This window comes from Hymenobacter guriensis (assembly GCF_015773195.1).
GTDB classification, from domain to species: domain Bacteria; phylum Bacteroidota; class Bacteroidia; order Cytophagales; family Hymenobacteraceae; genus Hymenobacter; species Hymenobacter guriensis.
Genome location: NZ_JADWYK010000012.1, coordinates 106,575 through 130,790 on the forward strand (window position 1 = coordinate 106,575; position 24,216 = coordinate 130,790).

The window sequence follows — 24,216 nt, forward strand, 5'->3', positions numbered from 1 at the left end:
CTAAAAAACGGCAGCGAGGCCAATGCCTGCTGCCGTTAGTTGAGGTACGCGTGCCAGTTTTCGTCGATGGAACCGGCACTGAGCTTGAGGAAGCCGGAAAGCGTGGGTTTCTTGGGTTGCTGCCTGATGGTGAGGCCGGCTTCCTGAGGGGTGCGGTGGCCCTTGGCGTGGTTGCAGCGGGCACAGGCCGTGAGCAGGTTGCTCCAGCTGGAGTCCCCGCCCCTACTCCTGGGCAGCACGTGGTCCAGGGTCAGATTTTTAGTAGCGCCGCAGTACTGGCACTCGAAATGGTCGCGCTTCATGATGTTGTGGCGGCTGAGAGCAATGCCTTTGTAGGGCACGCGCACGTAGCGCTGCAGCCGGATGATGCTGGGTTTGGGAAACGCCTGCGAGATAGTACGCAGCACGCCCTGCTCCGACTTGGCAATCATTTCCGCCTTATCCAAAAAAAGCAGTACAAAGGCCTTTTGCACGCTGCACAGAGTAATGGCCGTATAGTCGCCATTCAAAACAAGCACTTTGTGGTCCATACGCTAGAATACAGAATCATCGGGTACAGCGAAAGCTAGATGATTCTAAGCGTATTAACAACAGAGGCAAGAGTGAAGTTGCGAAATGGGGAAGTTGTGAAGCGTGCATTGCGAGCCAAGCGAAGCAAGCCGTCCTGGGCAACGTAATAAGCTCTGAAATGTGAAAAGCCCCTGACGTCCGCGCTGGCGTCAGAGGCTTTCTGGTAAAAGAACGTGTCTAACGCTGTACAGGACGGATTGCTTCGGCTACGCCTCGCAATGACTGGTTGGCTATTCCGCCAGCAGGCGCTTGATGAGGCGGAGCTTGTGGGAGTACTTCTGCCGGTCGCGGTTGAAGATGCCGTTGTGGTCGAGCGGGTCGATGCGCACTTCGCCGTGGGCGTGCAGAATGGCTTGGTCGTCGAGCACTATGCCCACATGAATGATTTGGCCATCGGCATTGTCGAAGAAAGCCAGGTCGCCGGCGCGGGTCTGCGTCACGAAGTGCACCGGGTCGCCAAAGTCAATCTGCTGGCGGGCGTCGCGGGGAAGTTGCACCCCAATGAGGCCGTATAGCTGCTGCACCAAGCCCGAGCAGTCGAGGCCGAACACGCTTTTGCCGCCCCACACGTAGGGCGCCTTCAGGTACAGCTGGGCTACTTTCAGCAGCAGGCGCAGGCGCGGCTCTACGGCGCCGTGGGGGCCGTGGCCATTCTGGGGGTTAGTGGCGGCGCCATTATAGAACAGCTGCTGACTGCCCAGGCGCAGCGTCATCCCATCGAAAAAAGGCAGGCGGCAGCCCAGCGTCACGGGAATGCGGGTTTTGGCTTCGCTTACTACCTGCACCACATCAAGGCAGCGCGGGTGGTCCTGCTGCTGCCAGGCCAAGAAATACTCACCCGTGACGGGCGTGTGCTGCTTGAAGTCAATCCAGCCCACGTACTGGTCGGCGGCCAGGCGCACTTGGTGCCAATTGCCCTGGGAAAGCAGAATGGAATAGCATTCACCAAAAATCAATTCGGTTACCAGCTCGGCCTTGTCCGAAGGCTCGGCCCGCACCGGCACGGCGCTCAACGCGCAAATTCCGTGGTCCAAATGGTGAAGTTGTGAAAGGTGAAGTTGTGAAATGCGAATAGCCTTTATTGTGACAGGCTTACGCATCCATAATGCGAAACTCTGCCTTTAAACTGAACTTGCCAAGCAGCGCTTCGCAAATTCACCTTTCACAACTTTGCTTAATAATCCCGGGCGCGGTCCATTTCGCGCTTCTGGTCTTTGGCTTTGAGGTCTTCGCGCTTGTCGTAGAGCTTTTTGCCTTTGGCCAGGGCAATTTCCAGCTTGGCAAAGCCCCGCTCACTCACGAACATACGCACCGGAATGATGGTGAGGCCCTGCTCGGTGGCTTTATCGGCCAGCTGGCGTAGCTCGCGCTTGTTGAGCAGCAGCTTGCGCGGGCGGGTGGGCTCGTGGTTGTTGTAGGTACCCTCGGTGTACTTGGCAATGGTCACGTTGTGCACCCACAGGCTGCCATCGGGGTGAAAGGAGCAGAAGCCGTCCTGGAGCTGTACGCTGCCGTCGCGGATGCTCTTGATTTCGGTTCCCTGCAGCATCAACCCCGCGTCGTACTGCGCCAGGAAGCTGTACTCGTGGCGGGCGCGGCGGTTCTGGATGTTGATGTGCTTGGGCTTGTCGTCTTTTTGCTTGGCCATGGGAAGAAAGGAAGTTGGCCGGGGCGACAGCGCCAAAGTTGGCCAACAAAGGTCGAAAGAAGTCAGCAGCGGCTTGCTGGCCGGCTATACGCAGGGCGGGAGCGGGAGTATGCCTTGGGCCGAAACCCACCGGAAATTTTCGGCTACGAGAGTTTCAGGCGTGGGTCGGAGCTGACGAGTTGGGAAGCAAAATCACCGGCCTGGTACTGAAAGTGGGCCGTCATGGCCACCATACCGGCGTTGTCGGTGCAGAACTGGAAAGCGGGAATAAATACCTGCCAGCCCTGGGCGGCGGCTTCATCCTGCAAAGCTTGGCGCAGGCCGCTGTTAGCGGCCACCCCACCGGCCAGCGCCACCTGCGTCAGGCCATTATCGGCGGCGGCGCGGCGCAACTGTCGGAGCAGCGTCTGGATGATGGTGTGCTGGATGCTGGCGCAGAGGTCGGCCAGGTTTTCCTGTGCGAAGTCGGGGTTCTGGGCGGTTTCCTTCTTCAGGAAGTACAGCACCGCCGTTTTCAGTCCGCTAAAGGAAAAGTCGTAGCCCGGCATGGCGCCTACCGGAAACGGGAAGCGCGTGGGGTTGCCCTGGCGAGCCAGCTTATCGAGGTGAGGACCGCCGGGATAGGGCAGGCCCAGCAGCTTGGCCGTTTTATCGAAGGCTTCGCCGGCCGCGTCGTCGATGGTCTGACCGATGATTTCCATGTTGAGGGCGCTGCGCACGATGACCAGCTGGGTGTGCCCCCCGCTCACGGTAAGGCACAGAAACGGAAACACGGGGCGCGGCTCCTCAATGAAGTGGGCCAGGATGTGGGCCCGCATGTGGTTCACGGCAATAAGCGGCTTGCCCAAAGCCAGGGCCAGGGTTTTGGCAAACATACCGCCCACCAGCAAGGAGCCCAGCAGGCCCGGTCCTTGCGTGAAGGCTACTGCGTCGAGGTCTTTTTTACTGATGCCCGCCTTGTGCAGGGCCGCTTCTACTACCGGAATGAGATGCTGCTGATGGGCACGCGAAGCCAGCTCGGGTACAACACCGCCGTACTGCTCGTGCACTTGCTGGGTAGCCACCACGTTGGAGCGGATTTCCCCGTCGACCATAACGGCTGCCGAAGTATCGTCGCAGGAACTCTCAATGGCCAGAATAGTCGGCATCTTTTTAAATTCTGAATTATGAATCTTGAATGATGAATTGAGCCGGCGGTTTGGCGCCACATGGCTTATCACCAGACAACCTCTCAAGTAAAATTCAGAATTCATCATTCAGAATTCAGAATTTCTCCGACAAAGGTCGGGGCAAAACGCTAAACTGCCGCGCCGGGCGTTTACCAGGGCCAACCTGCGCCGTACTTCCGCCGTTTTGAGCGAAAAATACCCGTCAGGCAACGGTCTTGGGCAACCCTTTATCTTTGTTCCGATTAGCTGCCGCGTTTTTCTTTTTCTGCCTTCGTGCCCCGTTTCCTCTCCATTCTGCTGAAAGCCCTGCTCGGGCTGGTGCTGCTGCTGGCCCTCGTGCTGGTTGGCACGCTGGTGGCGTTGCGGCTGCCGGGAGTGCAAACGCGGCTGGCCCACAAGGCGGCCACCATGCTCACCAAGCGCCTGGGTCACCGCGTGACGGTGGGCCGGGTAGACGTGCGCCCATTTTCGCGGGTGCTGCTGGAGCAGGTGCGCGTGCTCGACCGGCGCGGCAACGAACTGTTCAACATCGGGCGGGCCGATGCGGACATCACGCTCTTCTCGGTTTTCGACCCCAGCCACCTGCACGTGGGCAAGCTCACGCTGGAGGAGCCCCGCTTTTCGCTTATCACCTACCCCGGCCAGCCAGACAGCACCAACCTCACTGAATTTCTCTCCGCCGTGCGGCGCCTTATTGGCCCTACCGACACTACCAAGGTCAGCAAACCTTTCGACTTCAAGATTGACGCCATCGGGCTGCGCAACGGCCGCTTCGTGCTCGACGACCGGAACAAGCCCCGGGAGCCATACTACGGCCGCACGATGGACTATGCGCACATGTACCTCGACAGCATCTACGGCGACCTGTCAGGTATTCAGCTGCGCGGCGACACTATCTATACCCGGGTGCAAAGCCTGCGCACCGTGGATGCGCCTTCCGGCACCCGCCTGCGCGAGCTGACGGCCGATATGACGTACGCCGGCAAGTTCTGGGAGTTCGACAAGCTGAACCTGCGGGTACAAAACAGCCAACTGCACCACTACCTGCGCTTCGAATACGACCATTTTCTCAACTTCACCGACTTCAACGACTCGGTAAAGGTCATTGCCCGCCTGAGCCCGTCCCGGGTGTACTCCGACGACATTGCCAAGTTCGCGCCCCAGGAGTTTCTGCAGAGGCTCCACGAAACCGTGCTGCTCTCGGGCGAGGCTAAGGGCTACGTGCGCAACTTCGCCACCAAAAATCTGGACGTGCGCTACGGCCGCAACACCCATGTGCTGGGCAATATCAGCGTCCAGGGCCTGCCCAATTTCAAGGAAAGCTTCGTAGAAATGCGCCTACAGCCCTCCATCGTAGATGGGCGCGACATCCGGCGCTACGTTCCGGCTTCGGGCTGGCCCTACGTGCAGCGGCTGGGCACCGTGAAGCTAAAAGGGCAGTTCCTGGGCTTCTACAACGACTTTGTGGCTAATGGCTCGTTCCAGACAGCATTGGGCTCGGTGGTGAGCGACGTGAACCTCAAGTTCAAGACTGACCCAAGCAACTCCAGCTACGAGGGCAACGTGAAAACCACTGCCTTCCAGCTGGGCAAGCTACTGGGCGACGAAAGCCTGGTGCGCGACGTGACCATGAACGGACGCGTGGCAGGCGTGGGCTTCACGCCCGCCGGGGCCCGGGTACGAGCCAATGCCACCGTGCAAAGCATCTGGCTGCAGGGCTACCGCTACCGCAACATTACCACCAACGGGCAGTTCAGCCGCCAGTCGTTTGCGGGCAAGCTCAGCATCGACGACCCCAACCTGCGCGCCACCGCCGATGGCAGTGTGGATTTGAACCCCAATCGGCAGGCCTTCGACCTGCGGGCTACCGTGCGCCGCGCCAACCTGCGCGCCCTCGGCCTCACCAAGCAGAACCTCACGCTGGCCACCACCGCCGATGTCCGCTTTCAGGGTTTGCAGCTCGATAAGCTTTTGGGCAGCATTGTGCTGCGCAACTCCCGCCTGGGCTTCGAGGGCCGCACGGTGCCCATTGATACCTTCGACGTGTTTTCGCGCCGCGACCCGGACGGGCAGCGCCGCCTGCTGGTGCGCTCTGAAGTGGCCGACCTCACGGCCGTGGGCAACTTCGACTTTTCCCGCGTGATGCGCGACGTGCAGACGCTGCTGACGGAGTACCAGCTCAACTTTGAAAGCGACGAAGCCGCTACCGCCGCCTACTACCGCCGCAAGCGCCGCCTGCCCACCCCCGACTACGCCATTAACCTGAATGTGTACCTGAAGCGGCCAAATCCGGTGCTGCACCTGTTTGTGCCCGCTCTCACGCTCTCCGATTACTCGCGCATTGATGGCTCTTTCCGCAACGGCAACACGTCCATTTTCTCGCTGGGCGGACATTTTGATGCCTTGCAGTACGACAGCGTACGGACGCTGAACACAGATTTCGACTTCACGACCTCCAAGCTGCCGTACCAACCTGAGGTGCTGGCCCAGGCCAGCGTGACCTCGCAGCGGCAGCGCGTGCCGGGGCTGGGCAACACCCAGGATTTCTACGTGGAAGGCGTGTGGGACCAGGAGCGTATCAACTTCTCGACGTCCCTGGCCCAGACGGGCACCACCAACCGTGCGCAGATCAACGGGGCGCTGTCGTTTCTGCCCCAGGCGGTACAGATTGTGTTCCGGCAGTCGGGGGTGAACCTGCTGGGGCGCGACTGGGCCATTGCGGCCGAAAACTCCGTGCTCATCAGCGGGGGCGGACGCGAAATCGACGTGCAGAACCTGAATCTTTCCAACGGCTCGCAGAGCATCAGCGCCCAGGGCCAGCTTTCGCAGGACCCTAGCAAGCTGCTACGGCTGGCGGTGCAGAACTTTGAGCTGGGCACGCTCAACCAACTCACCCACCAGAATATTACCGGCCGCGTAAATGCGGTGGGCGACCTGCGCGGCGTCTACGGCCAGCTGGTAGCCAGCGCCCGGCTCGACGTAGATTCGCTGGTATTTGACAACGTGCTGATAGGTGACGTAGCGGGCGTAGCCGACTGGGACAACCCGGCTCAGCTGCTGCGCCTTTCGGCCAATGTGCTCCGTGACCAGCAGCGCCTAGTGGCCCTCAGCGGTACCTACAAGCCCAGCGAAGCCGTGGACCAGCTGAACGTGACGGCCGTGCTGAACGACGCGCCCGTGAAGCTGGCCGAGCCCCTGCTCAACACCCTGTTCAGCAATATGGGCGGCCTGGCCAATGGCACGCTACGTCTCACCGGCCGCTTGGCCGCGCCCAACCTCATCGGCACCATCGACGTGACTGATGGGCGACTCACTTTCGATTACCTGGGCACCACCTACACCTTTGCCGACCGGATTCGCTTTCAGGAAGACCGGATCGGGTTTCGCAACATCCGGCTGCGCGACCCGCTGGGCAACTATGGCACCCTGAACGGTAACATCTTCCACCAGGGGTTCCAGAATATGTCGATGGCGCTGACGGCGTCGTTCCGCAAGCTGCAGGTGCTCAACACCACCCGCAAGGACAACGACCTGTATTTCGGGACGGCCTATGCCACCGGCGACGCCCGCATAACCGGGCCCTCCGATAACCTGGTGGTGTTTGTGACGGCCCGCAGCGAGGATGGCACCCGGTTTTCCTTGCCGCTGGACAACGCCGCTAAGGTGGAGCAGGCCAGCTACATCAAGTTCGTGAACCGCAACCTGCCCGACACGGCCCGCACCGTACGCGTACCTACCGAGGCCGAGGGCCGGATTGACCTGTCAGGCATCCGGCTCAACTTCAACCTCGAAATCACGCCCGACGCCTACATCGAAGTCCTGCTCAACGAAAGCACCGGCGACGTTATCCGGGGCACGGCCAGCGGGCAGCTGCGCCTGAACATCGACACGCGGGGCGAATTCAACATGTACGGGCAAGTGGAAATCGTGCGCGGGCTCTACAACTTTACCCTGCAGGGTCTCGTGAACAAAGAGTTTCAGGTGCGGCCGGGCGGCACCATCAGCTGGAACGGCAACCCGCTGGACGGGCAGATGAACGTGACGGCCACCTACACGCAGCGCACCTCCCTGGCGCCTATTATTGCCAACAGCACCGCCACCATTCCCGTGACGGCTGTGATGAACCTGACCGGGCCGCTGCTGCTGCCGGTCATTCAGCTAAGCCTGGAATTCAACGACATTCCCTCTTCGGCAGAAGGCGAGCTGACCTCGTTTATTACCTCTTTGCGCAACGACGAGCAGGAGCTTAACCGGCAGGTATTCAGTTTGATTGTATTCCGGCAGCTCACCTCACCGGGGTCGTTGTCGGGCGTGGGCAAGTTTGCGGGCTCCGATTTAGGCGTGGGCAATAGCGTGGGGCAGATTATTTCCACCCAGCTCGGGCTGCTCACGGCCCAGATTGACCCCAACCTGGAAATTGCCTTCAACATCAACGGGGTGACGCCTGAGGAGCTGCAGGCCCTGCAGGTGCGCCTGAGCTACAACCTGCTGGGCGGCCGCCTGCGCGTGACGCGGGAGGGCGGATTCAGCAACGCCCCCGTAACTACCTCCGATGGCACCGTGATTCCGGGGGCGCAAAACTCGCTGGTGGGGGATTTGAGCCTGGAGTATTTTCTGCGCGAGGACGGCAAGCTGCGCCTGCGCCTGCGCTACGAAACCACCCCGCGCGACTTCAGCCAAGCCATAGCTGCCAGCAACCAGAACCAGGCCCGGGCCGGCATGAGCGTGCTGCACACCGAGCAGTTCAACTCCCTGCGCGAGCTGCTGGCCCGCAAGCGCCTGCGCCGCCGCGACGAAGCCTCCCGCAAAGCCCGTGAGCTAAACATCGACGACGACCCGCGGACGGTGGTTAATTGAGTTTTTAGTTTTTAGTTCTTCGCTTTTGGTTGATGGTCGACATGGGAAGCTACCTACTGATAACCATCAACAAACAACCAAAAACAAAAAACGAAGAACTAACCGCTATTTTTGCCCTCTATGCCTCCAACGCGCCCGACCCGCAAGAAAAAGCTTGGCTCCTATCCGCACACGATGGTGGTGTTCAGCATTACGCTGGCCTTGCTGGTGATTGGGTTGTTTGGCCTGCTGCTGCTACACGCGCACCGGCTGTCGGAGGTGGTGAAGGAAAACCTGGAAATGCAGGTATACCTGGAGCGCGACCTGCCCGAGGCCCAGCTGCTGCGCCTGCAGCAGACCTTTGCCGCCAAGCCCTTCATTGCCTTCCGCGACAACCAACCCCAGGTACGGTTTCTTTCGAAAGAAGAAGGGGCCCGGCAGTTCGTGGAGCAGACCGGGGAGGATTTTCAGCAGTTTCTGGGCGACAATCCGCTGCGCGACGCCTATATCCTCAAAATCAACCCTGAGTTTACGGACAAAGCCGGTCTGGCCCGGGTGGAAAAAGAGCTGCGCGCCGAAACCGGCGTGTTCGAGGTGCAGTACGTGCAAAGCCTTATTGAATCCATCAACCACAACCTGCGCAACATCAGCCTAGTGCTGCTAGGCTTCGCGGCCGTGCTGACTATTGTCGTCGTAGTGCTCATCAACAATACCATCAAGCTGGCCTTGTTCTCGCAACGGTTTCTCATTCGGAGTATGCAGCTGGTGGGCGCTACGTCCATGTTCATTCAGCGGCCGTTTCTGCGGCGGGCTACTTGGCAGGGATTCGTGAGCGGGCTGCTGGCGGCCTTGCTGCTGCTGGCCTTGCTGCAGTATGCCTACCTGCGCGTGGAGGAGCTGCGCCTGCTCCGCGACGAGCGGCTACTGGCCGTGCTGCTGGTATTTCTGGTGGCCCTGGGCTCCTTTATCGGCTTTATCAGCTCTTTCCGTGCCGTGCGTAAGTACCTTCGCCTTTCCTTGGATGAGCTGTATTAAATGTGAGTTGCTGGCTTGCGCAGGCTGCTGACCAAAAACGAAAACCTAATAACGAACAACGACTTTATGGCAAATCAACGTTTCGCTTTCGGGCCGCGCAACTACCGGCTGATGTTCATAGGCCTGGCCCTGCTGGCTGCCGGCTTCATTACCATGACGCTTGACACGACCGAGTACGGCGAAGGGTTTCTGGGCATTACGCTGGGGCCGCTGCTTTTATTTGCCGGGTTCGTAGTGGAGTTTTTTGCCATTATGGCGAAGTCAGGCAACGTAACCGAAGCGGCCCCTATCACCGCAGCTACGACGTTTACGCCGGCCGCTCCCGCTGCCCCGGTAACTCCGGCTGCTCCGGCAGAGCCGACCCGTCCTACCTACAAGCGTCCCTAGATGAGTTACTGGCACGCCCTGCTCCTAGCCATCATTGAGGGCCTGACGGAGTTTTTGCCCGTTTCCAGCACGGGACACATGATTATCGTGGCCAACCTGCTCGGTATCGGGCAGCTGACATTTACCGATACCTACATCACCTCCATTCAACTGGGTGCCATCCTGTCGGTGGTGGTGCTCTACTGGCGGCGGTTTGTGCAGAGCTTCGACTTCTACCTGAAGCTGGCCGTAGCCTTCGTGCCCTTCGGCATTTTGGGCTTTCTGCTGAAGGATGTGATTGAAAGTTTGCTCAAAAACGTGGCCGTGGTGGCCTGGGCCCTACTGGTGGGCGGCGTGGTGCTGGTGTTCATCGACAAAGTATTCAGCGGCCCGCGCAAGGAAGTGACCACGCCGAACTTCCGGCAGGCGCTCAAAATCGGGCTGTTTCAGTGCCTGGCGCTGGTACCCGGCGTGAGCCGCTCGGCGGCCACCATCGTGGGCGGCCTGGCCCAGGGCTTTGACCGGCGCTCCGCCGCCGACTTCTCCTTTCTGCTGGCGGTGCCGACCATGTTCGTCATCACGGCCTACCAGCTCTATAAAACCTACAAAATAGCCCCGCCCGGCGCCGAAGACCTCAAATTGCTGCTGTTCGGCAACGTGGTAGCCTTTATTGTGGCCCTGCTGGCCGTTAAGACCTTCGTTGATTTTGTGTCGCGGTTCGGATTCCGCGCATTTGGGCTGTACCGCATTGTGGTGGGCGTGGTTATTCTTGTGATGATGGCGCTGGGCATCGACCTGCACGTGCTTTAAGCCGCTACCGTTTTTTCGGCCCGCGCCCCGGTGCGGGCCTTTGCTTATGGAAACTCCTTCTGCTGCCGCGTTTGATTTTGAAGCCGGCGAAGTACTGCTCATTGACAAGCCTCTGACCTGGACTTCGTTCGACGTGGTGCGCAAAGTCAAGAACACGCTGCGCATCAAGAAAATCGGCCACGCCGGCACCCTCGACCCGCTGGCTACCGGTCTGCTCATTCTCTGCACCGGCAAGAAAACCAAGCAGATTGACCTCATTCAGGCCCAGGAAAAAGAGTACACCGGTACCTTCCGCCTAGGTCAGACTACGCCCTCCTTCGACCTGGAAACACCCGTTGATGCCGAGCTACCCTACGAGCACCTCACCGAGGAGCAGGTGCGCGCCGCTACCGCGCAGTTTACGGGCCTGATCGAGCAGACGCCCCCGCTGTTTTCGGCGGTGAAGGTGAATGGGGAGCGGGCCTACGAAGTGGCCCGACGCGGCGGCGAGGCCGAAATCAAAAGCAAGCAGGTTACCATTCGGGCGTTTGAGCTTACCCGTATTGAGCTGCCCGAAGTAGACTTTCGGGTGACCTGCTCCAAGGGCACCTACATCCGCAGCCTGGCCCGCGACTTTGGGCTGGCCCTGGGCTGCGGCGCCCACCTCACCAGGCTCGTGCGCACCCGCATTGGAGAGTATTCAGTAGCCGATGCCTTGAGCATGGCGCAGTTGGAAGCCCTGCGGCCGCCCCGCCCCGAGGGCGCTGCCGAGCAACGGCCCCGCCGTCAGCGCCAGCCAGAGCGCCGGGCCGGGCTGGAATATTTTCAGGCTACCAGCGCCCCACAGGCGCCCAACGAGGCAGCTTCTTCGTAGAACCGGGCGGACTTTTTATTTTACTGTTCTCACTTTTTCCCCTGCTGATGCTCGTCGTTCGGGACCCCGCGCAGTTTCCTTTTCTTGGTCAGGCCGTGGTAACCAGCGGCACCTTTGATGGGGTGCACCTGGGGCACCAGAAGATTCTGCAGCGCCTGCTGGAAGTGGCCCGGCAAAGCGGCGGCCCGGCCGTGGTCATCACCTTCTGGCCCCACCCGCGCCTGGTACTGGCCCCGCCGCCCACGCACCCCCAGCCCCAGGATTTGCATCTGCTGAACACGCTGGAAGAACGGGCCCGGAAGCTAGAAGACTTTGGCGTCGACTACCTGCTCATCGTACCCTTCACCAAGGAGTTTGCCGCCCTTACCTCTGAGGAGTTTATTCAGCAGCTTCTGCTCCAAACGGTGGGCACCGACAAGCTCGTCATCGGCTACGACCACCGCTTCGGGCACAACCGTGAAGGCGGCTTCGACTACCTCAGTCAGCATGCCGACCGCTACGGCCTGACCGTGGAGGAAATTCCGCGCGAGGACGTAGACGCCGTGGGCGTGAGCAGCACCCGCATCCGCCGCGCCCTGGAAAGCGGCGACATTCTCACGGCCAACCGCTACCTGGGCTACCCCTACCCGCTCACGGGTACGGTGGTACGCGGGCAGCAGCTGGGCCGCACCATCGGCTTCCCCACGGCCAACATCGTGTGCGACGAACCCTTAAAGCTGATTCCGGCCCGCGGCGTGTATGCCGTGATGGTGACGACGGCCGCGGGCACGGTACACCAGGGCATGCTCAATATTGGCGTGCGCCCGACCGTAGGCGGTCAGCTCAGTCAGACCACCGAAGTACACCTGCTCGATTTTGACGGCGACCTGTACGACCAGCTGCTGTCGGTGCAGTTTGTGTCCCGCCTGCGCGACGAGCAGAAGTTTAGCGGCCTGGATGCCCTGAAAGCCCAGCTGGCCCTCGACGCGGATAATGCGCGGCGGCATCTGGTGGGCGGGTAAGCCCGTGGAATCGGGAAGTAGGATGGGCTGTTATTCTGTGTTTGCTTCAGGATAACAGCCTTTTTTCGTAGTTCTGTTTACCTTCCCGCTCCCAAACCCCACCCAATTTCTATGATCAACAAAGTAGTGGCCGGCCCCCAGGCGGCCCTGGAAGGCCTCACCGATGGCATGACGCTCATGCTCGGCGGCTTCGGCCTGTGCGGCATTCCCGAAAATGCCATTGAGGAGATTTTGCGCCGCGGCGTACGCAACCTGACCTGCATCAGCAACAACGCCGGCGTGGATGACTTCGGCATTGGGCGCCTGCTCCAGACCAAGCAGGTGCGCAAGATGATTTCCAGCTACGTGGGCGAAAACGCCGAGTTTGAGCGCCAATTGCTGAGCGGCGAGCTGGAAGTGGAATTGATTCCGCAGGGCACCCTGGCCGAGCGGTGCCGGGCCGGTGGCGCGGGCATTCCGGCCTTTTACACTCCCGCGGGCTACGGAACGGAGGTAGGTGAAGGCAAGGAAAGCCGGGAGTTTAACGGCAAGATGTACCTGCTGGAAACCGCCCTGCACGCCGATTATGCGTTCGTAAAAGCCTGGAAGGGCGACACGGCTGGCAACCTCATCTACAAAGGCACGGCCCGCAACTTCAACCCCATGATGGCTACCGCTGGCAAAATCACGGTGGCTGAGGTGGAAGAGCTGGTACCCGCCGGGGAGCTGGACCCCAACCAGATTCATACGCCCGGCATTTTCGTGCAGCGCATTTTCGAGGGCAAGAACTACGAGAAGCGCATTGAGCAACGCACTGTGCGGGCGTAGCTGCTACAAGATTAGAACGTCATTCCGAGCATGTGGCGCATCAAGCCAGGGCCCGAGGAATCTTGCCCGCTCACGCCGGATTAGTATTCATACGTCAGCACGCGAGATGCTTCGGCTTCGCTCAGCATGACTTAAAAGACAACAACTATGCTTGACAAACACGGTATTGCCCGGCGCATTGCGCAGGAAGTACAGAATAACTCCTACGTCAACCTGGGCATTGGTATTCCTACGCTGGTGGCCAACTACATTCCCGAGGGCATCAACGTGGAGCTGCAAAGCGAAAACGGCCTGCTGGGCATGGGCCCCTTCCCTACCGAAGCCGAAGTAGACCCCGACCTCATCAATGCCGGCAAGCAGACGGTAACCACCCTGCCCGGCTCCAGCCTTTTTTCCTCGGCCGACTCCTTCGCCATGATTCGCGGGGAACACGTGGACCTGACCATTCTAGGGGCCATGGAGGTGTCGGAAAACGGCGACATTGCCAACTGGAAGATTCCCGGCAAGATGGTGAAGGGCATGGGCGGCGCCATGGACTTGGTGGCCTCTGCCAAGAACATTATCGTGGCCATGCAGCACGTGGCTCGCGACGGTAGCTCCAAGCTGCTGCCCGCCTGCACCCTGCCCATCACCGGCCTGCGCTGCGTGAAAAAGATTGTGACCGAGCTGGCCGTGCTCGACGTGACGCCCGACGGCTTTGTGCTGCGCGAGCGGGCCCCCGGCGTTTCGGTAGAGCAGATCCAGGCCGCCACCGCCGGCAAGCTGGTAGTGCCCGCCGAGGTGCCCGAGATGCAGGGCGTATAACTATTTGCCTGCTTGGCAGGTTAAGATGCTACCGCCCGATGCCCACCTGGACATCGGGCGGTTTGCGTTCCGCTGCTTTAAATCCAACGTAACGCCTGCCCAAGCCGTACCTTTGGGCTAAGACTTTTGCTTCGACCTATGCCTGCTTCTAACAATAAAACCGGCGGTAGCCACGCCAAAAAACAAACCGTGCCCCCCGTAGCCGAGCGGATGACGCCCACGGCGGTGCCCGCTCACAAGCTGGTGCTGCGCACCCTGCGCAAGAGCGACTACAAAGCCGTGCGCGACATCATGGATAAGGTATATTCTAACATGGAAGGCGCCTGGGCCCAGGATGAGTACAACAACCTGCTGCGCAAATTCCCCGAAGGCCAGATCTGCATCGAGGACAACGGCATTGTGGTGGCGGCCGCGCTGGCCATCATCGTGCAGTACTCCGACTTCGGCGACCGGCATACGTACTCCAAGATTACCGGCAACGGCAAGTTCAACACCCACAATGCCGACGGCGACACGCTCTACGGCGTGGACGTGTTTGTAGACCCCGAGTACCGCAGCCTGCGCCTGGGCCGCCGCCTCTACGATGCCCGCAAGGAGCTGTGCGAAAACCTGAACTTGCGCGCCATGGTGGCTGGGGGCCGGATTCCCGGCTATGCCGCCTATGCCAATGAGATGACGCCGGCCAAGTACGTGGAGATGGTGCGCAACAAGGAAATTACCGACCCCATCCTCACCTTCCAGCTTTCCAACGAGTTTCACGTTCGCAAAATCATCCGCGGCTACCTGCCCTACGACTCCGAGTCGAAGGCGTTTGCCACGCTGCTGGAGTGGATTAACGTGTACTACGACGAGGACGTGGACAAGCTGATCGGCAACCAGAAAAGCAACGTGCGTCTGGGCATCGTGCAGTGGCAGATGCGTGCCACCCGCTCCCTGGAAGACCTGCTCCAGCAGATTGAGTTCTTCGTGGATACGGTGAGCGGCTATAAGGCCGACTGCGTGCTGTTTCCGGAGTTCTTCAACGCCCCCCTCATGGCCCTCACCAACGAGGACTCCCCGGCCGTGGCCATCCGGGCTATGGCGGCCTTTACTGAGCCCATCCGCACCAAGATGATGGAGCTGGCCGTGAGCTACAACATCAACATCGTGGCCGGCTCCATGCCGGTGTACGAGGATGGCAAGCTGCACAACGTGGCCTACCTCTGCCGCCGCGACGGCACCGTGGATGAGCAGTACAAGCTGCACGTAACCCCCGACGAGGCCTCCTACTGGGGCATGCGCGGCGGCGACAAGCTCAAGTGCTTCGACACGGACTTCGGCAAAATCGGCATTCTGGTGTGCTACGACGTGGAATTCCCCGAGCTGGCCCGCATGCTCTCGGACGAGGGCGTGAAAATTCTGTTCGTGCCTTTCTGGACGGACACCAAGAACGCCTACCAGCGCGTGCGCATCTGTGCCCAGGCCCGCGCCATCGAAAACGAGTGCTACGTGGCCATTACGGGCTCGGTGGGCAACCTGCCCCGCGTGGAAAACATGGACATTCAGTACTCGCAGAGCGCTGTGTTCAGCCCCTCCGACTTTGCCTTCCCCCACGACGCCATCGTGGCGGAGGCCACGCCCAACACCGAAATGACCCTCATTGCCGACCTCGACCTGGATTTGCTCAAGGACCTGAACACCAGCGGAGCCGTGCGTAACCTGCGCGACCGGCGCAAAGATTTGTACTCCCTGAGCTGGACGGTAAAGAAAGCCGAGCGCGACGACGAGCTGCTGGCCCAGGGCGAAGAGCGGGCCCCTCGGGTAAGCAAGCGCAAGGCCGTGGCGGCTGGCTAAGCAGCCTTCATCAATACTTATTTTCAACAAACGTACACGGCTGCCTATTGGGTGGCCGTATATGTTTGCCAGGTTTTGTAAACTGCGCCTACCAACCTGACTTACCTTTCTCTTTCGACTTATGAAACGCGTCCTTATCACCGGAGCCAACCGCGGCCTGGGCCTGGAGCTAACCCGCCAGTACCTGGAGCGCGGCGACACCGTGTTTGCCACCTGCCGCCAGCCCGCCGCCGCCCACGATCTGCAAACGCTGCAGGGGCAGCACGCCGGCCGCCTGCACGTCATTGCCCTTGATGTAACAGACGAGGCCACGATGGTAGCGGCCCGCAAGGCCGTGCGCACCGTATCGGCGGGCCTGGACGTGCTCATCAACAACGCCGGTATTCTGCCCGGCGCCGGCCCCGAGGACCCCGCTCCCCAGCGCCTAGGCCAGCTCTCGGCCGACAATGCCCTGCAGGTAATGCGCGTGAATGCCATTGGCCCCCTGCTGGTAGCACAAACCTTTCTCGACCTGCTGAAAGCCGGCGACAAGGGCCGCATCGTGAGCTTGTCGTCGGGGCTGGGTTCCATTACGTGGAAAGCTTCGGGCGAGCATTATCACTACTCCGCCAGCAAGGCTGCCCTGAATATGTACATGCGGGCGCTGGCCGCTGAAATCAGCCAGTACGGCCTGGTTTCGGTGCTGGTAGACCCCGGCTGGCTGCGCACAGGTATGGGCGGCAGCACCGCCGGCCTCCCGCCCGCCGACTCGGCCCGCGGCATCATCCGCCTGATCGACCGCCTCTACATGGAAGAAAACGGCTCCTTCGTTACCTGGCAGAACCAGCCCGTGCCGTGGTAGCGGTGAGCTGGCGAGATAGTGAAACGGTGAGTTTATCGTTCTGAGTGACGTGTCATTGCGAGCGTAGCGAAGCAATCCATCCTGACCAACGTGCCAAGCCCTGCAATGTAAAAAGCCCTTACCCGTGCGCAACGAGTAAGGGCTTTCTGGTAGAAGAAAGGGTCTAGTGCTGTTCAGGACAGATTGCTTCGGCTCTGCCTCGCAATGACACGTTACTCACTCACTACCCATTGGCGGCCAGGTGGGCGTGGTCGCGGATGATGGTGCGCAGGAAAGCTTCGTCGGGAATTTCGGTTTGGACGCCGGTGAGGTTTTTTACTTTGTTGGCAACTTCGTTGAGCAACAGGTAGTTTTCGCGCTCCAGGCCCTTGTAGAGCAGCTGGCGGATAGTGGCCACGTCGTGGTCGGCGAGCAGAGACGCCTGGGGGAATACCACCACGTAGCTGGTCTCGGGAAACTGCGGAGCCAGGGCGCCACCGGGCTGGCGCGGCTTTGTACTGATGACGGCCGTACCGGCCGCCATATCTCCGAGGCGCTGCCCTTTGTCGCCGGCAGCTACCGTGACAACAGCAATAATTCCACTCATAAGACCGGTATCGATAAGGCGCAGCAGCCAGCGCAGCAGGTAGTCGCCGAATCGGGGCGTAGTGCCGTCGAGGCGGATGACCTTGATGTGGCGGGCTTTTTTGCCGATGCTCTGGCCGTTGAAGAATACCTCACACACCAGGTGATAAAACAGGTAAGGCAACCCCATTAGCACGATAACCAGCCCAATCATAACGTTTTCCCTCGGCTTCAGCCAGGCAAACAGCAGAAACAGCGCGACAATCCAGGCCCCCAGGATGAGGTTGTCGATGATGGCCGCCAGGATCCGCTCACCTACGCTGGCGGTTTCATATTCCAGGGAAACGTTCTGGGTAGTTTGAACGCGAATTGTACTCATACAGGTAGAAACTATAGCTATTACCGGCCGCATGGCTGGTCAGAGGAACTCGTCAGGAGGTAATTAATGCGGTTTGGAAATTTTCCGGCACCGGAGTAGCTGCAGGTCAGGAAAAACGCGCATCTTCGTTTGTTTTCCCGGTTCGCAAATTACCAAGTATTCTCCCGGAAGCCAGCATTTTCACGCCCGTAAACAAATCGGCGCCAACGTCCCGGCGGTGGTTTTCCTTCAACCCGGCCAGTTATAGCCAGCTATTCTTATGCGCGAAGCGGTATTTATGCGGCAGAATGAGGAGCGCTGGAAGCAGTACGAAGCCAGCCCCCCAGCCAGCCCCGACGACCTGGCGGCTCGTTTCGTAGCCCTCACCGATGACCTGGCCTACGCCCAGACGTTCTATCCCGGCTCGCCCACTACCGGCTACCTCAACGACCTGGCCGCCCGCCAGCACCAGGCCATTTACCGCAACAAGCCCGAGAAAACCAACCGCTTCCGGGCGTTCTGGCAATTAGAACTGCCCCTGCTGGTGGCCCGCCACCACGGCACACTGGCCCTTAGCCTGGCCTTGTTCGTGCTCTTCACCTTTATCGGCGCCTTATCGGCGGCTTACGACGACACGTTTGTGCGCGTGGTGCTGGGCGACGAGTACGTGAACCGCACGCTGGCCAACATTGAGCGCGGCGACGCCATGGCCGTGTACAAAAGCATGGACGAAACGCCCATGTTTCTGGCCATCACCGTCAACAACATCTACGTGTCGCTGCTGACTTATGCCATGGGCGCGCTGGCCGGACTGGGCACGGTGTACATGCTGTTCCAGAACGGGGTGATGCTGGGAGCGTTTCAGCATTTCTTTTACCAGAAAGGCCTGCTGCTGCCTTCTATGCTCACCATCTGGATTCACGGCACCCTCGAAATTTCGGCCATTGTGCTGGCCGGGGGTGCGGGCCTCGTCATGGGCCGCAGCCTGCTTTTTCCCGGCACCTACTCCCGCCGCGACTCCTTCCGCCAGGGCGCCCGCGACGGGTTGAAGCTGGCCCTGGGGCTGGCCCCGATATTTGTGGTGGCCGGCTTTTTGGAGGGCTTTGTGACGCGCCACACCGGCATGCCGCTGCCTTTGAGCGTGACGATTATCGGGCTGTCGGCTGCGTTTATTGTCTGGTACTTTATTGTCTATCCTATCCGGCTGCAGCGCCGCCTGGCTGCCAGCTAGGCCGAGGCCATTATTCTATTCGCCTATGAAAACTCCGTTTACCAGCAAAGCCGATTTCTGCCAGGAGCGCGACTTTGGCCAGAAAATCAGCGCCACGTTTGAGTTTCTGGCGGCCCACGCCCGGCCACTAGGCAAGTGTCTGCTGTATTTTGTACTGCCGGTGGCTTTGCTGGGTGGCGTGGCGCAGGGTCTGGCCCAGCAGGATGCCCTGAGGCTGGTAGACGCCGCTGCCAATGGCGACGCCAGTAGCCTAGCCCGCTATAGCTACTTCAACATTCAGCAACTGTTGGCCACGTTTCTACTAGCCCTGAGCCACAGTATGCTCATGTGTACCGTGTACAGCTATGTGCGCTTGCGGATTATACAGCCGGCGGACCAGGAAATAGCCCCCGCTCAGGTGTGGCAGCAAGTAAAGAGCTACCTGTTGCCCATGCTGGCGGCCAGTTTTATTATTGGGATTATTGTGGGTCTCGGTATGCTGCTGTTCGTGATTCCTGGCATCTACCTGGCCGTGGGCCTCAGCCTGACCTGGACTATTCTGGTGATGGAAGACCGTGGTATCACCGAATCGTTCAGCCGCAGCCTGCACCTGGTTAAAGGCAAATGGTGGTCGACGCTGGGGCTGCTCGTTATTATGTACCTTATTGTTTTGATTCTCAGCGCTATTTTCGGTATCCCAAACACGCTATTGGTAACCAGTAAAGCCCTGCGCCTGAAGTTGCTTGAGGCGCCGGTGCTTATGCTGGCGTTATCCCTGCTCACAGCATACCCTGAGTGCGTTTCTGTATGTGCTCGTGGCGGTGGCCGTGATGTTTCAGTACTTCAACCTGGTAGAGCGCAAGGAAGGCCACGGCCTGCACTCCCTTATCAACGGCCTGGGGTAGCAGCCTGCGCCCGTAGCCCACAACCACCACTTCCGCCCCGACGACGACGGCGAGTACTAACCCCACGCACTGCCTCTTCTTTCCTTCCCTGCATTAGCCACTATGAAAACAACCTTTACCCGCGCCGCCGACTTCCAGCAGGAGCGTGACTTCGGGCAGAAAATCAGCGCTACGTTTGAGTTTCTGGGCACGCACTGGCGGCCCCTGCTCAAGTGCCTGGCCTACTTCGTGCTGCCCGGCACGCTGCTGGCCGGCATCGGGCTGGGGCTGATGATGAACTCGATTTTTAACCAGGTAACGCCTGTTCTGCAGGGAGAAACGGCACGTATCAGCAACGGCAGCATGCCGTTTGGGCCAGGCTACTTTATCGGCATCGGCGTGGCCTTTATCGGCGGTATCATCTCGTTTGCCCTGCTGCTGAGTACCGTGTATGCCTACGTGCGGCTGCTGTACACCGACGAGCCCGCGCCCCTGCCCCAGCCCCGGCAGGTATGGCTGGAAATGAAACCCCGTCTGGGACGTGTCTTCCTGTCATTTGGCGTGCTGGGCGTGGCGTACCTGCTGCTGGTGGTGGTGCTCGTGACCCTTATTGCCCTGGCCAAAGTAGTGGGCGTGGCGCTGCTGTTTCTGGTGATGATGCCCGCGCTGCTGTACGTGGTGGTGCCCTTGTCGCTGTTTTTCCCGGCTATGTGGCTGGAGGACCTGGGCATCTTTGCCGCGCTGCGGCGCAGCTTCCAGTTGGTGGCCGGGCGCTGGTGGGCTACGCTGGCCTTGCTGCTGGTGGCCTCCCTCATTCAAGGCACCATGTCGTTTGTATTCATCATTCCCTTCTACGCCAGCATGTTCGGCAAAATCCTCAAGCTGCCGGTGCTGAGCTCCGATGTCTTTGGAATGGTGGTGCAGTGCCTGTACATGACGGGCGTATCGTTTCTGTACGTAGTGTCGCTGATTGCCAGCGCGTTTCAGTTTTTCCACCTGGTAGAGCAGAAGGAAGGCCACGGCCTTTTACAGCTGGTAGCCAGCCTGGGCCAGACGGCCGCTCCGGCCGCTGCCAACAGCGCCTACTCTCCCACCGACGACGGCGAATACTAGCTTATTGCCGTGGCCTGCATTTTCATCGAAAACAACCGACTGGTGACGTATTGCCTGCGCTTTCTTTACGCTTCGCTTAGCTGGCTGCGCACGTTGCTAAGCCACTTAGAGCGGCCCGGGCGGCGCCTACAGCTCCCGAGGCAGCCGTGGCTGCTGGCGCTGCTTCTGTTGCTTGCGGCTCCGGCCTTTGCTGCGCCCGCGCCGGCTTCGCAGGCAGCTACGCGGGCTACCTACCGCCCCCCCGATACGGAGCGCCTGCGGGAGCTGCGCGGGCAGCGGGAGTTTCAGTACGTGGACGTGCGCAGTGAGCAGAGCGGCTGGGACCTGTTCTGGCGCCGTTTCTGGGAATGGCTGGGCGAGCTGCTGAATACGCGCGGCGGCCGGCTCACCTGGAAATACGGCATCTACGCCCTACTGGTGGGGGCGCTGGTGTTTGTGGTGCTCAAGCTGCTGCAGGTAGACGTTACGCGGGCCTTTGGCCGGGCGCCCCGCACCGGCCTGCTGGCTTACGATGTTGCCAATGAAGACCTGGAAACCATCAACTTCGACGCGGCTATTGCCGAGGCTGAGCGCCAGGAAAACTACCGCGTAGCTGTGCGCCTGGGTTATCTGCTGGCCCTCAAGCAGCTGGCCGATAAGGGCCTGATTCGCCTGCAGCCCGAGAAAACCAACCACGACTACCTCTACGAACTGCCCGAAGGCACGCTGCCGCCCGCTTTCCGGGAGCTGACGCGCCAGTTTGAGTTTGTGTGGTACGGTGAGCACGACGACCTCACAGCCAGCCAGTACCAGCAAACCCGGTCCACCCGCCTGCGCTTTCTGCAAACCCTTTCTGCCACCCGTAACGCCGCCTGATTCTTATGCGCATGACGACGTTTCGGTGGTATCTGGTGGGGCTAGCGCTGCTGTTTGCAGCCTACGTGGCCGTGGAGTACTACCGGCCCAAGCCCCTCAACTGGACGCCTACCTACCAGAACAAAGACAAAATTCCCTACGGCACCTTCGTGCTGCACGACCAGCTGCCGCATGTGCTGGCCGTGCCGGCCCGCGAGGTGTACACCGTGCGCGTGCCCATCTACAACCAGCTGGAAGGCCGCGAGGAGCCCCGCCCGAACGACGACGCAGCCACTGCGCTTGACTCGGCTGACATAGCCGAGATGGTAGACCAAGCGGCCGATACAACCCGCGCCGGTAGCAGCGGTGCAGCTTCGGACACAACGGCCGCCGCGCCCGCTCTCATCGACTCGGCTGATACCACCGATGCCGATTACGCCGCCGGCCTGGCCGAATCGGGTTACAAGCGCGCCTCCTACCTGTTTGTGAACGGCTCCTTCAGCCTCAGCCGCCTCGACTGCCGCTCCCTACTGCGACACGCGGCCCGTGGCAACGACGTGTTCATTGCGGCCGAAAACTTCGACCTGCAGTTTGCTGATACGCTCGGCTTCCGCAGCGTGTCGACGGTAGACCAGCCAAACCCGAAAGACAAAAAGCTGCAGCTGGATTCGGTGCGGTTGCGCTTCACCAACGCTGCCCTGCAAAAGGCCGCCGGTACCTCCGCGTTCAGGCTACCCGCGCTTACGGCCTCCTACCATCTGGTGCCCGACAGCAGCCGCGCGGAAGAGTTTACGGTGCTGGCCACCGATGCCCGCAACCGGCCGGTGCTGGTGCGCCGCACCCACGGCCGGGGCCACGTGTACCTGTGTTCGGTGCCGGTAGCTTTCAGCAACTATTACGTGCTGCGGCCCCGCACCCATGGCTTTGCTTTCGCGGCCCTCTCTTACCTGCCCACCGGCCGCCTGGTGTGGTGGGACGAGTATCAGAAGCAGGGCCGGGTGGGCGAACAGTCCTTGCTGCGGGTGCTGATGGCCCACGACGCCTTGCGCTGGGCCACTTATCTGGCCTTGCTGGGCGCTCTGCTGTTCATGGTCTTCGAGGCCAAGCGCCGCCAGCGCGTCATTCCTATTCTCAAGCCCTTGCCCAATACCACGCTGCTGTTTACGCGCACTGTGGCCGGCCTTTACCGGCAGGGCCGCAACCATCAGCTTATTGCCGAAAAGAAAATCGGCCTGTTTCTGGAGCATTTGCGCACTCAGCTCCACGAGCCTACTCTGGATTTGCAGGATGAGGCCCTGCGGGAGCGGCTCAGTCAGAAGTCCGGGGTGGCCCGCCCGGAGGTGGACGCCCTGGTTCGCCGCATCAACTTTGCGCTGACTTCTCCGCAGCTTTCGGACGTAGAGTTGCTGGCGTTAAACCGGGCCCTGAACGATTTTCGTCGAGCCATGAGTTAAGCTGCACTATCCGGTAAAGTATGATTTAGCTCATTTTGCACTATTCCATTATATGCGTTTAAAGCATTTTTAAAGGATAGATGGAGCTATAATCTATTTTTTTCTATTAAAAATATTCCACCCTGTTTTTCTTTTCCTCTGCCTTGATTTCTGCCGAATATATGGAAAACCTTCAACCCGAACAGCCCGCTCCTGACGCAACCTCCGCTCCACTACCAGCTCCGCTCGAGGCTACGGGCGACGCAGGCTCCTTTGCGCCCCGCACCGACCTTTCGGCCCTCAGCCGCCACGCCGATGCTATCCGGGCCGAGCTCGGCAAGGTGATTGTAGGCCAGCAGGCCCTGGGCGAGCTGCTGCTCACCGCCATTCTGGCCGACGGGCACGTGCTGCTGGAGGGTGTGCCGGGTGTGGCCAAAACCCTTACGGCCAAGCTGCTGGCCCGCACCCTGGCTGTGCCATTCAGCCGCTTGCAGTTCACCCCCGATCTGATGCCCTCCGACGTGCTGGGCACCGCCGTATTCCGCCCCGCCCAGGCCGATTTCGAGTTCCGCCCCGGCCCTATCTTCGCCAGTGTGGTCCTCATCGACGAAATCAACCGCGCCCCGGCCAAAACCCAGTCGGCCCTATTTGAGGTGATGGAGGAGCGGCAGATAACCCAGGACGGCACCCGCTATGCCATGCCGGCGCCCTTTGTGGTGCTGGCCACCCAGAATCCCGTGGAGCAGGAAGGCACCTACCGTCTGCCTGAGGCCCAGCTCGACCGTTTCCTGTTCAAGCTGAACGTGGGCTACCCGACGGTGGAAGAGGAAATTGCTATTCTGCAGGGCCACCACGCCGGTTTCGGGGGCACGCCGTTGGATGTAGTGAAAGCCGTAGTATCGGCAGCAGAGCTGGCCGAGCTGCGCGAGCAGGTGCGCCGCCAGCACGTGGAGCCGCGCCTGCTGGAGTACATTGCCCGCCTCGTGGGCCAGACGCGCATGCACAAGGGCCTGTATCTGGGTGCTTCACCCCGCGCCTCCCTGGCTCTGCTCAACGGCGCCAAGGCCCTGGCTGCCTTGCGCGGCCGCGACTTCGTGACGCCCGAAGACGTGCAATACCTGGCGCCCCACGTGCTGCGCCACCGCATCCAGCTCACGCCCGAGCGCGAAATGGAAGGCCAGACCCCCGACGATATCGTGAAGCAAATCCTCCAGCAGATCGAGGTACCCCGGTAGCTGCTCATCGTC

Annotated in this window: 21 protein-coding genes; 16 read left to right on the plus strand and 5 right to left on the minus strand. The window is 60.5% G+C overall.

The annotated features are described in order from the left end of the window. Positions 1-35 precede the first annotated feature (35 nt). The 4 genes from I5L79_RS17590 to tsaD form a co-directional block, all read right to left on the minus strand. On the minus strand, positions 36-530 hold the full coding sequence (locus I5L79_RS17590; protein ID WP_196956381.1) for an HNH endonuclease: 495 nt from the start codon (positions 528-530) through the stop codon (positions 36-38). Between the two features lie 270 nt (positions 531-800). Beyond that, a complete protein-coding gene (locus I5L79_RS17595; RefSeq protein WP_231403185.1) occupies positions 801-1,604 on the minus strand; it encodes a C40 family peptidase in 804 nt (267 codons plus the stop codon). Between the two features lie 140 nt (positions 1,605-1,744). Beyond that, positions 1,745-2,218: an SsrA-binding protein SmpB gene (gene smpB / locus I5L79_RS17600; RefSeq protein WP_196956382.1), complete on the minus strand. Its 474-nt coding sequence runs from the start codon at positions 2,216-2,218 to the stop codon at positions 1,745-1,747. Between the two features lie 143 nt (positions 2,219-2,361). Next, positions 2,362-3,366 (minus strand): tRNA (adenosine(37)-N6)-threonylcarbamoyltransferase complex transferase subunit TsaD, encoded by a 1,005-nt coding sequence (tsaD, locus tag I5L79_RS17605; protein ID WP_196956383.1) that lies wholly within the window; start codon positions 3,364-3,366, stop codon positions 2,362-2,364. A 294-nt stretch (positions 3,367-3,660) separates the two neighbouring features. Between tsaD and I5L79_RS23680 the strand changes: the two genes are divergently transcribed. The 10 genes from I5L79_RS23680 to I5L79_RS17655 all read left to right on the plus strand — a co-directional run bounded on the left by I5L79_RS23680 (position 3,661) and on the right by I5L79_RS17655 (position 16,573). Continuing rightward, the gene (locus tag I5L79_RS23680; protein WP_196956384.1) at positions 3,661-8,244 is read left to right on the plus strand and encodes a translocation/assembly module TamB domain-containing protein; all 4,584 of its coding nucleotides are present in this window, start codon (positions 3,661-3,663) and stop codon (positions 8,242-8,244) included. Positions 8,245-8,364: 120 nt separating this feature from the next. Then, positions 8,365-9,258: a cell division protein FtsX gene (locus I5L79_RS17615; RefSeq protein WP_196956385.1), complete on the plus strand. Its 894-nt coding sequence runs from the start codon at positions 8,365-8,367 to the stop codon at positions 9,256-9,258. 66 nt (positions 9,259-9,324) lie between these two features. Further along, positions 9,325-9,645, plus strand: a complete 321-nt coding sequence (locus I5L79_RS17620) for a DUF3098 domain-containing protein (RefSeq protein WP_196956386.1) — start codon at positions 9,325-9,327, stop codon at positions 9,643-9,645. After that, the gene (locus I5L79_RS17625; RefSeq protein WP_196956387.1) at positions 9,646-10,434 is read left to right on the plus strand and encodes an undecaprenyl-diphosphate phosphatase; all 789 of its coding nucleotides are present in this window, start codon (positions 9,646-9,648) and stop codon (positions 10,432-10,434) included. A 46-nt stretch (positions 10,435-10,480) separates the two neighbouring features. Further along, positions 10,481-11,287 (plus strand): tRNA pseudouridine(55) synthase TruB, encoded by an 807-nt coding sequence (gene truB, locus I5L79_RS17630; protein WP_196956388.1) that lies wholly within the window; start codon positions 10,481-10,483, stop codon positions 11,285-11,287. A gap of 47 nt (positions 11,288-11,334) precedes the next feature. Beyond that, the gene (locus I5L79_RS17635) at positions 11,335-12,288 is read left to right on the plus strand and encodes a bifunctional riboflavin kinase/FAD synthetase (RefSeq protein WP_196956389.1); all 954 of its coding nucleotides are present in this window, start codon (positions 11,335-11,337) and stop codon (positions 12,286-12,288) included. 111 nt (positions 12,289-12,399) lie between these two features. Then, the gene (locus I5L79_RS17640; protein ID WP_196956390.1) at positions 12,400-13,095 is read left to right on the plus strand and encodes a CoA transferase subunit A; all 696 of its coding nucleotides are present in this window, start codon (positions 12,400-12,402) and stop codon (positions 13,093-13,095) included. A gap of 147 nt (positions 13,096-13,242) precedes the next feature. Next, positions 13,243-13,899, plus strand: a complete 657-nt coding sequence (locus tag I5L79_RS17645; protein WP_196956391.1) for a CoA transferase subunit B — start codon at positions 13,243-13,245, stop codon at positions 13,897-13,899. A 210-nt stretch (positions 13,900-14,109) separates the two neighbouring features. Continuing rightward, on the plus strand, positions 14,110-15,732 hold the full coding sequence (locus I5L79_RS17650) for a bifunctional GNAT family N-acetyltransferase/carbon-nitrogen hydrolase family protein (protein ID WP_231403192.1): 1,623 nt from the start codon (positions 14,110-14,112) through the stop codon (positions 15,730-15,732). Positions 15,733-15,853: 121 nt separating this feature from the next. Further along, complete coding sequence (locus I5L79_RS17655; protein ID WP_196956393.1) at positions 15,854-16,573, plus strand: SDR family oxidoreductase; 720 nt, start codon at positions 15,854-15,856, stop codon at positions 16,571-16,573. A gap of 223 nt (positions 16,574-16,796) precedes the next feature. Here the strand turns inward: I5L79_RS17655 and I5L79_RS17660 are convergent, their stop codons facing one another. Beyond that, positions 16,797-17,516: an RDD family protein gene (locus tag I5L79_RS17660; RefSeq protein WP_196956394.1), complete on the minus strand. Its 720-nt coding sequence runs from the start codon at positions 17,514-17,516 to the stop codon at positions 16,797-16,799. Positions 17,517-17,775: 259 nt separating this feature from the next. On the opposite strand from I5L79_RS17660, the gene I5L79_RS17665 reads away from it, so the two are divergent. The 6 genes from I5L79_RS17665 (at position 17,776) to I5L79_RS17690 (ending at position 24,204) form a co-directional block, all read left to right on the plus strand. Next, on the plus strand, positions 17,776-18,726 hold the full coding sequence (locus I5L79_RS17665; protein WP_196956395.1) for a stage II sporulation protein M: 951 nt from the start codon (positions 17,776-17,778) through the stop codon (positions 18,724-18,726). 25 nt (positions 18,727-18,751) lie between these two features. Further along, a complete protein-coding gene (locus I5L79_RS17670; RefSeq protein WP_196956396.1) occupies positions 18,752-19,759 on the plus strand; it encodes a hypothetical protein in 1,008 nt (335 codons plus the stop codon). Beyond that, positions 19,713-20,702 carry a hypothetical protein gene (locus I5L79_RS17675; protein WP_196956397.1) on the plus strand — a complete coding sequence of 330 codons (990 nt, stop codon included), beginning with the start codon at positions 19,713-19,715 and terminating at the stop codon, positions 20,700-20,702. The genes I5L79_RS17670 and I5L79_RS17675 overlap by 47 nt, the downstream gene beginning before the upstream one ends. 9 nt (positions 20,703-20,711) lie before the next feature. Next, positions 20,712-21,557 (plus strand): DUF4129 domain-containing protein, encoded by an 846-nt coding sequence (locus I5L79_RS17680; RefSeq protein ID WP_196956398.1) that lies wholly within the window; start codon positions 20,712-20,714, stop codon positions 21,555-21,557. A gap of 11 nt (positions 21,558-21,568) precedes the next feature. Continuing rightward, the gene (locus tag I5L79_RS17685; protein ID WP_196956399.1) at positions 21,569-22,990 is read left to right on the plus strand and encodes a DUF4350 domain-containing protein; all 1,422 of its coding nucleotides are present in this window, start codon (positions 21,569-21,571) and stop codon (positions 22,988-22,990) included. 161 nt (positions 22,991-23,151) lie between these two features. Then, positions 23,152-24,204 carry an AAA family ATPase gene (locus tag I5L79_RS17690; RefSeq protein ID WP_231403186.1) on the plus strand — a complete coding sequence of 351 codons (1,053 nt, stop codon included), beginning with the start codon at positions 23,152-23,154 and terminating at the stop codon, positions 24,202-24,204. Positions 24,205-24,216: the final 12 nt, after the last annotated feature.

Excerpts from the sequence above, each read along its gene's own strand:
- I5L79_RS17615 (WP_196956385.1), top strand. The coding sequence starts at position 8,365 with ATGCCTCCAACGCGCCCGACCCGCAAGAAAAAGCTTGGCTCCTATCCG.
- I5L79_RS17690 (WP_231403186.1), top strand. The coding sequence starts at position 23,152 with ATGGAAAACCTTCAACCCGAACAGCCCGCTCCTGACGCAACCTCCGCT.
- I5L79_RS17665 (WP_196956395.1), top strand. The coding sequence starts at position 17,776 with ATGCGCGAAGCGGTATTTATGCGGCAGAATGAGGAGCGCTGGAAGCAG.
- I5L79_RS17655 (WP_196956393.1), top strand. The coding sequence starts at position 15,854 with ATGAAACGCGTCCTTATCACCGGAGCCAACCGCGGCCTGGGCCTGGAG.
- I5L79_RS17645 (WP_196956391.1), top strand. The coding sequence starts at position 13,243 with ATGCTTGACAAACACGGTATTGCCCGGCGCATTGCGCAGGAAGTACAG.
- I5L79_RS17590 (WP_196956381.1), bottom strand. The coding sequence starts at position 530 with ATGGACCACAAAGTGCTTGTTTTGAATGGCGACTATACGGCCATTACT.
- I5L79_RS17620 (WP_196956386.1), top strand. The coding sequence starts at position 9,325 with ATGGCAAATCAACGTTTCGCTTTCGGGCCGCGCAACTACCGGCTGATG.
- truB (WP_196956388.1), top strand. The coding sequence starts at position 10,481 with ATGGAAACTCCTTCTGCTGCCGCGTTTGATTTTGAAGCCGGCGAAGTA.
- smpB (WP_196956382.1), bottom strand. The coding sequence starts at position 2,218 with ATGGCCAAGCAAAAAGACGACAAGCCCAAGCACATCAACATCCAGAAC.
- I5L79_RS17625 (WP_196956387.1), top strand. The coding sequence starts at position 9,646 with ATGAGTTACTGGCACGCCCTGCTCCTAGCCATCATTGAGGGCCTGACG.
- I5L79_RS17640 (WP_196956390.1), top strand. The coding sequence starts at position 12,400 with ATGATCAACAAAGTAGTGGCCGGCCCCCAGGCGGCCCTGGAAGGCCTC.
- I5L79_RS17650 (WP_231403192.1), top strand. The coding sequence starts at position 14,110 with ATGACGCCCACGGCGGTGCCCGCTCACAAGCTGGTGCTGCGCACCCTG.
- I5L79_RS17635 (WP_196956389.1), top strand. The coding sequence starts at position 11,335 with ATGCTCGTCGTTCGGGACCCCGCGCAGTTTCCTTTTCTTGGTCAGGCC.
- I5L79_RS17685 (WP_196956399.1), top strand. The coding sequence starts at position 21,569 with ATGACGACGTTTCGGTGGTATCTGGTGGGGCTAGCGCTGCTGTTTGCA.
- I5L79_RS17675 (WP_196956397.1), top strand. The coding sequence starts at position 19,713 with ATGAAAACAACCTTTACCCGCGCCGCCGACTTCCAGCAGGAGCGTGAC.
- tsaD (WP_196956383.1), bottom strand. The coding sequence starts at position 3,366 with ATGCCGACTATTCTGGCCATTGAGAGTTCCTGCGACGATACTTCGGCA.
- I5L79_RS17660 (WP_196956394.1), bottom strand. The coding sequence starts at position 17,516 with ATGAGTACAATTCGCGTTCAAACTACCCAGAACGTTTCCCTGGAATAT.
- I5L79_RS17670 (WP_196956396.1), top strand. The coding sequence starts at position 18,752 with ATGAAAACTCCGTTTACCAGCAAAGCCGATTTCTGCCAGGAGCGCGAC.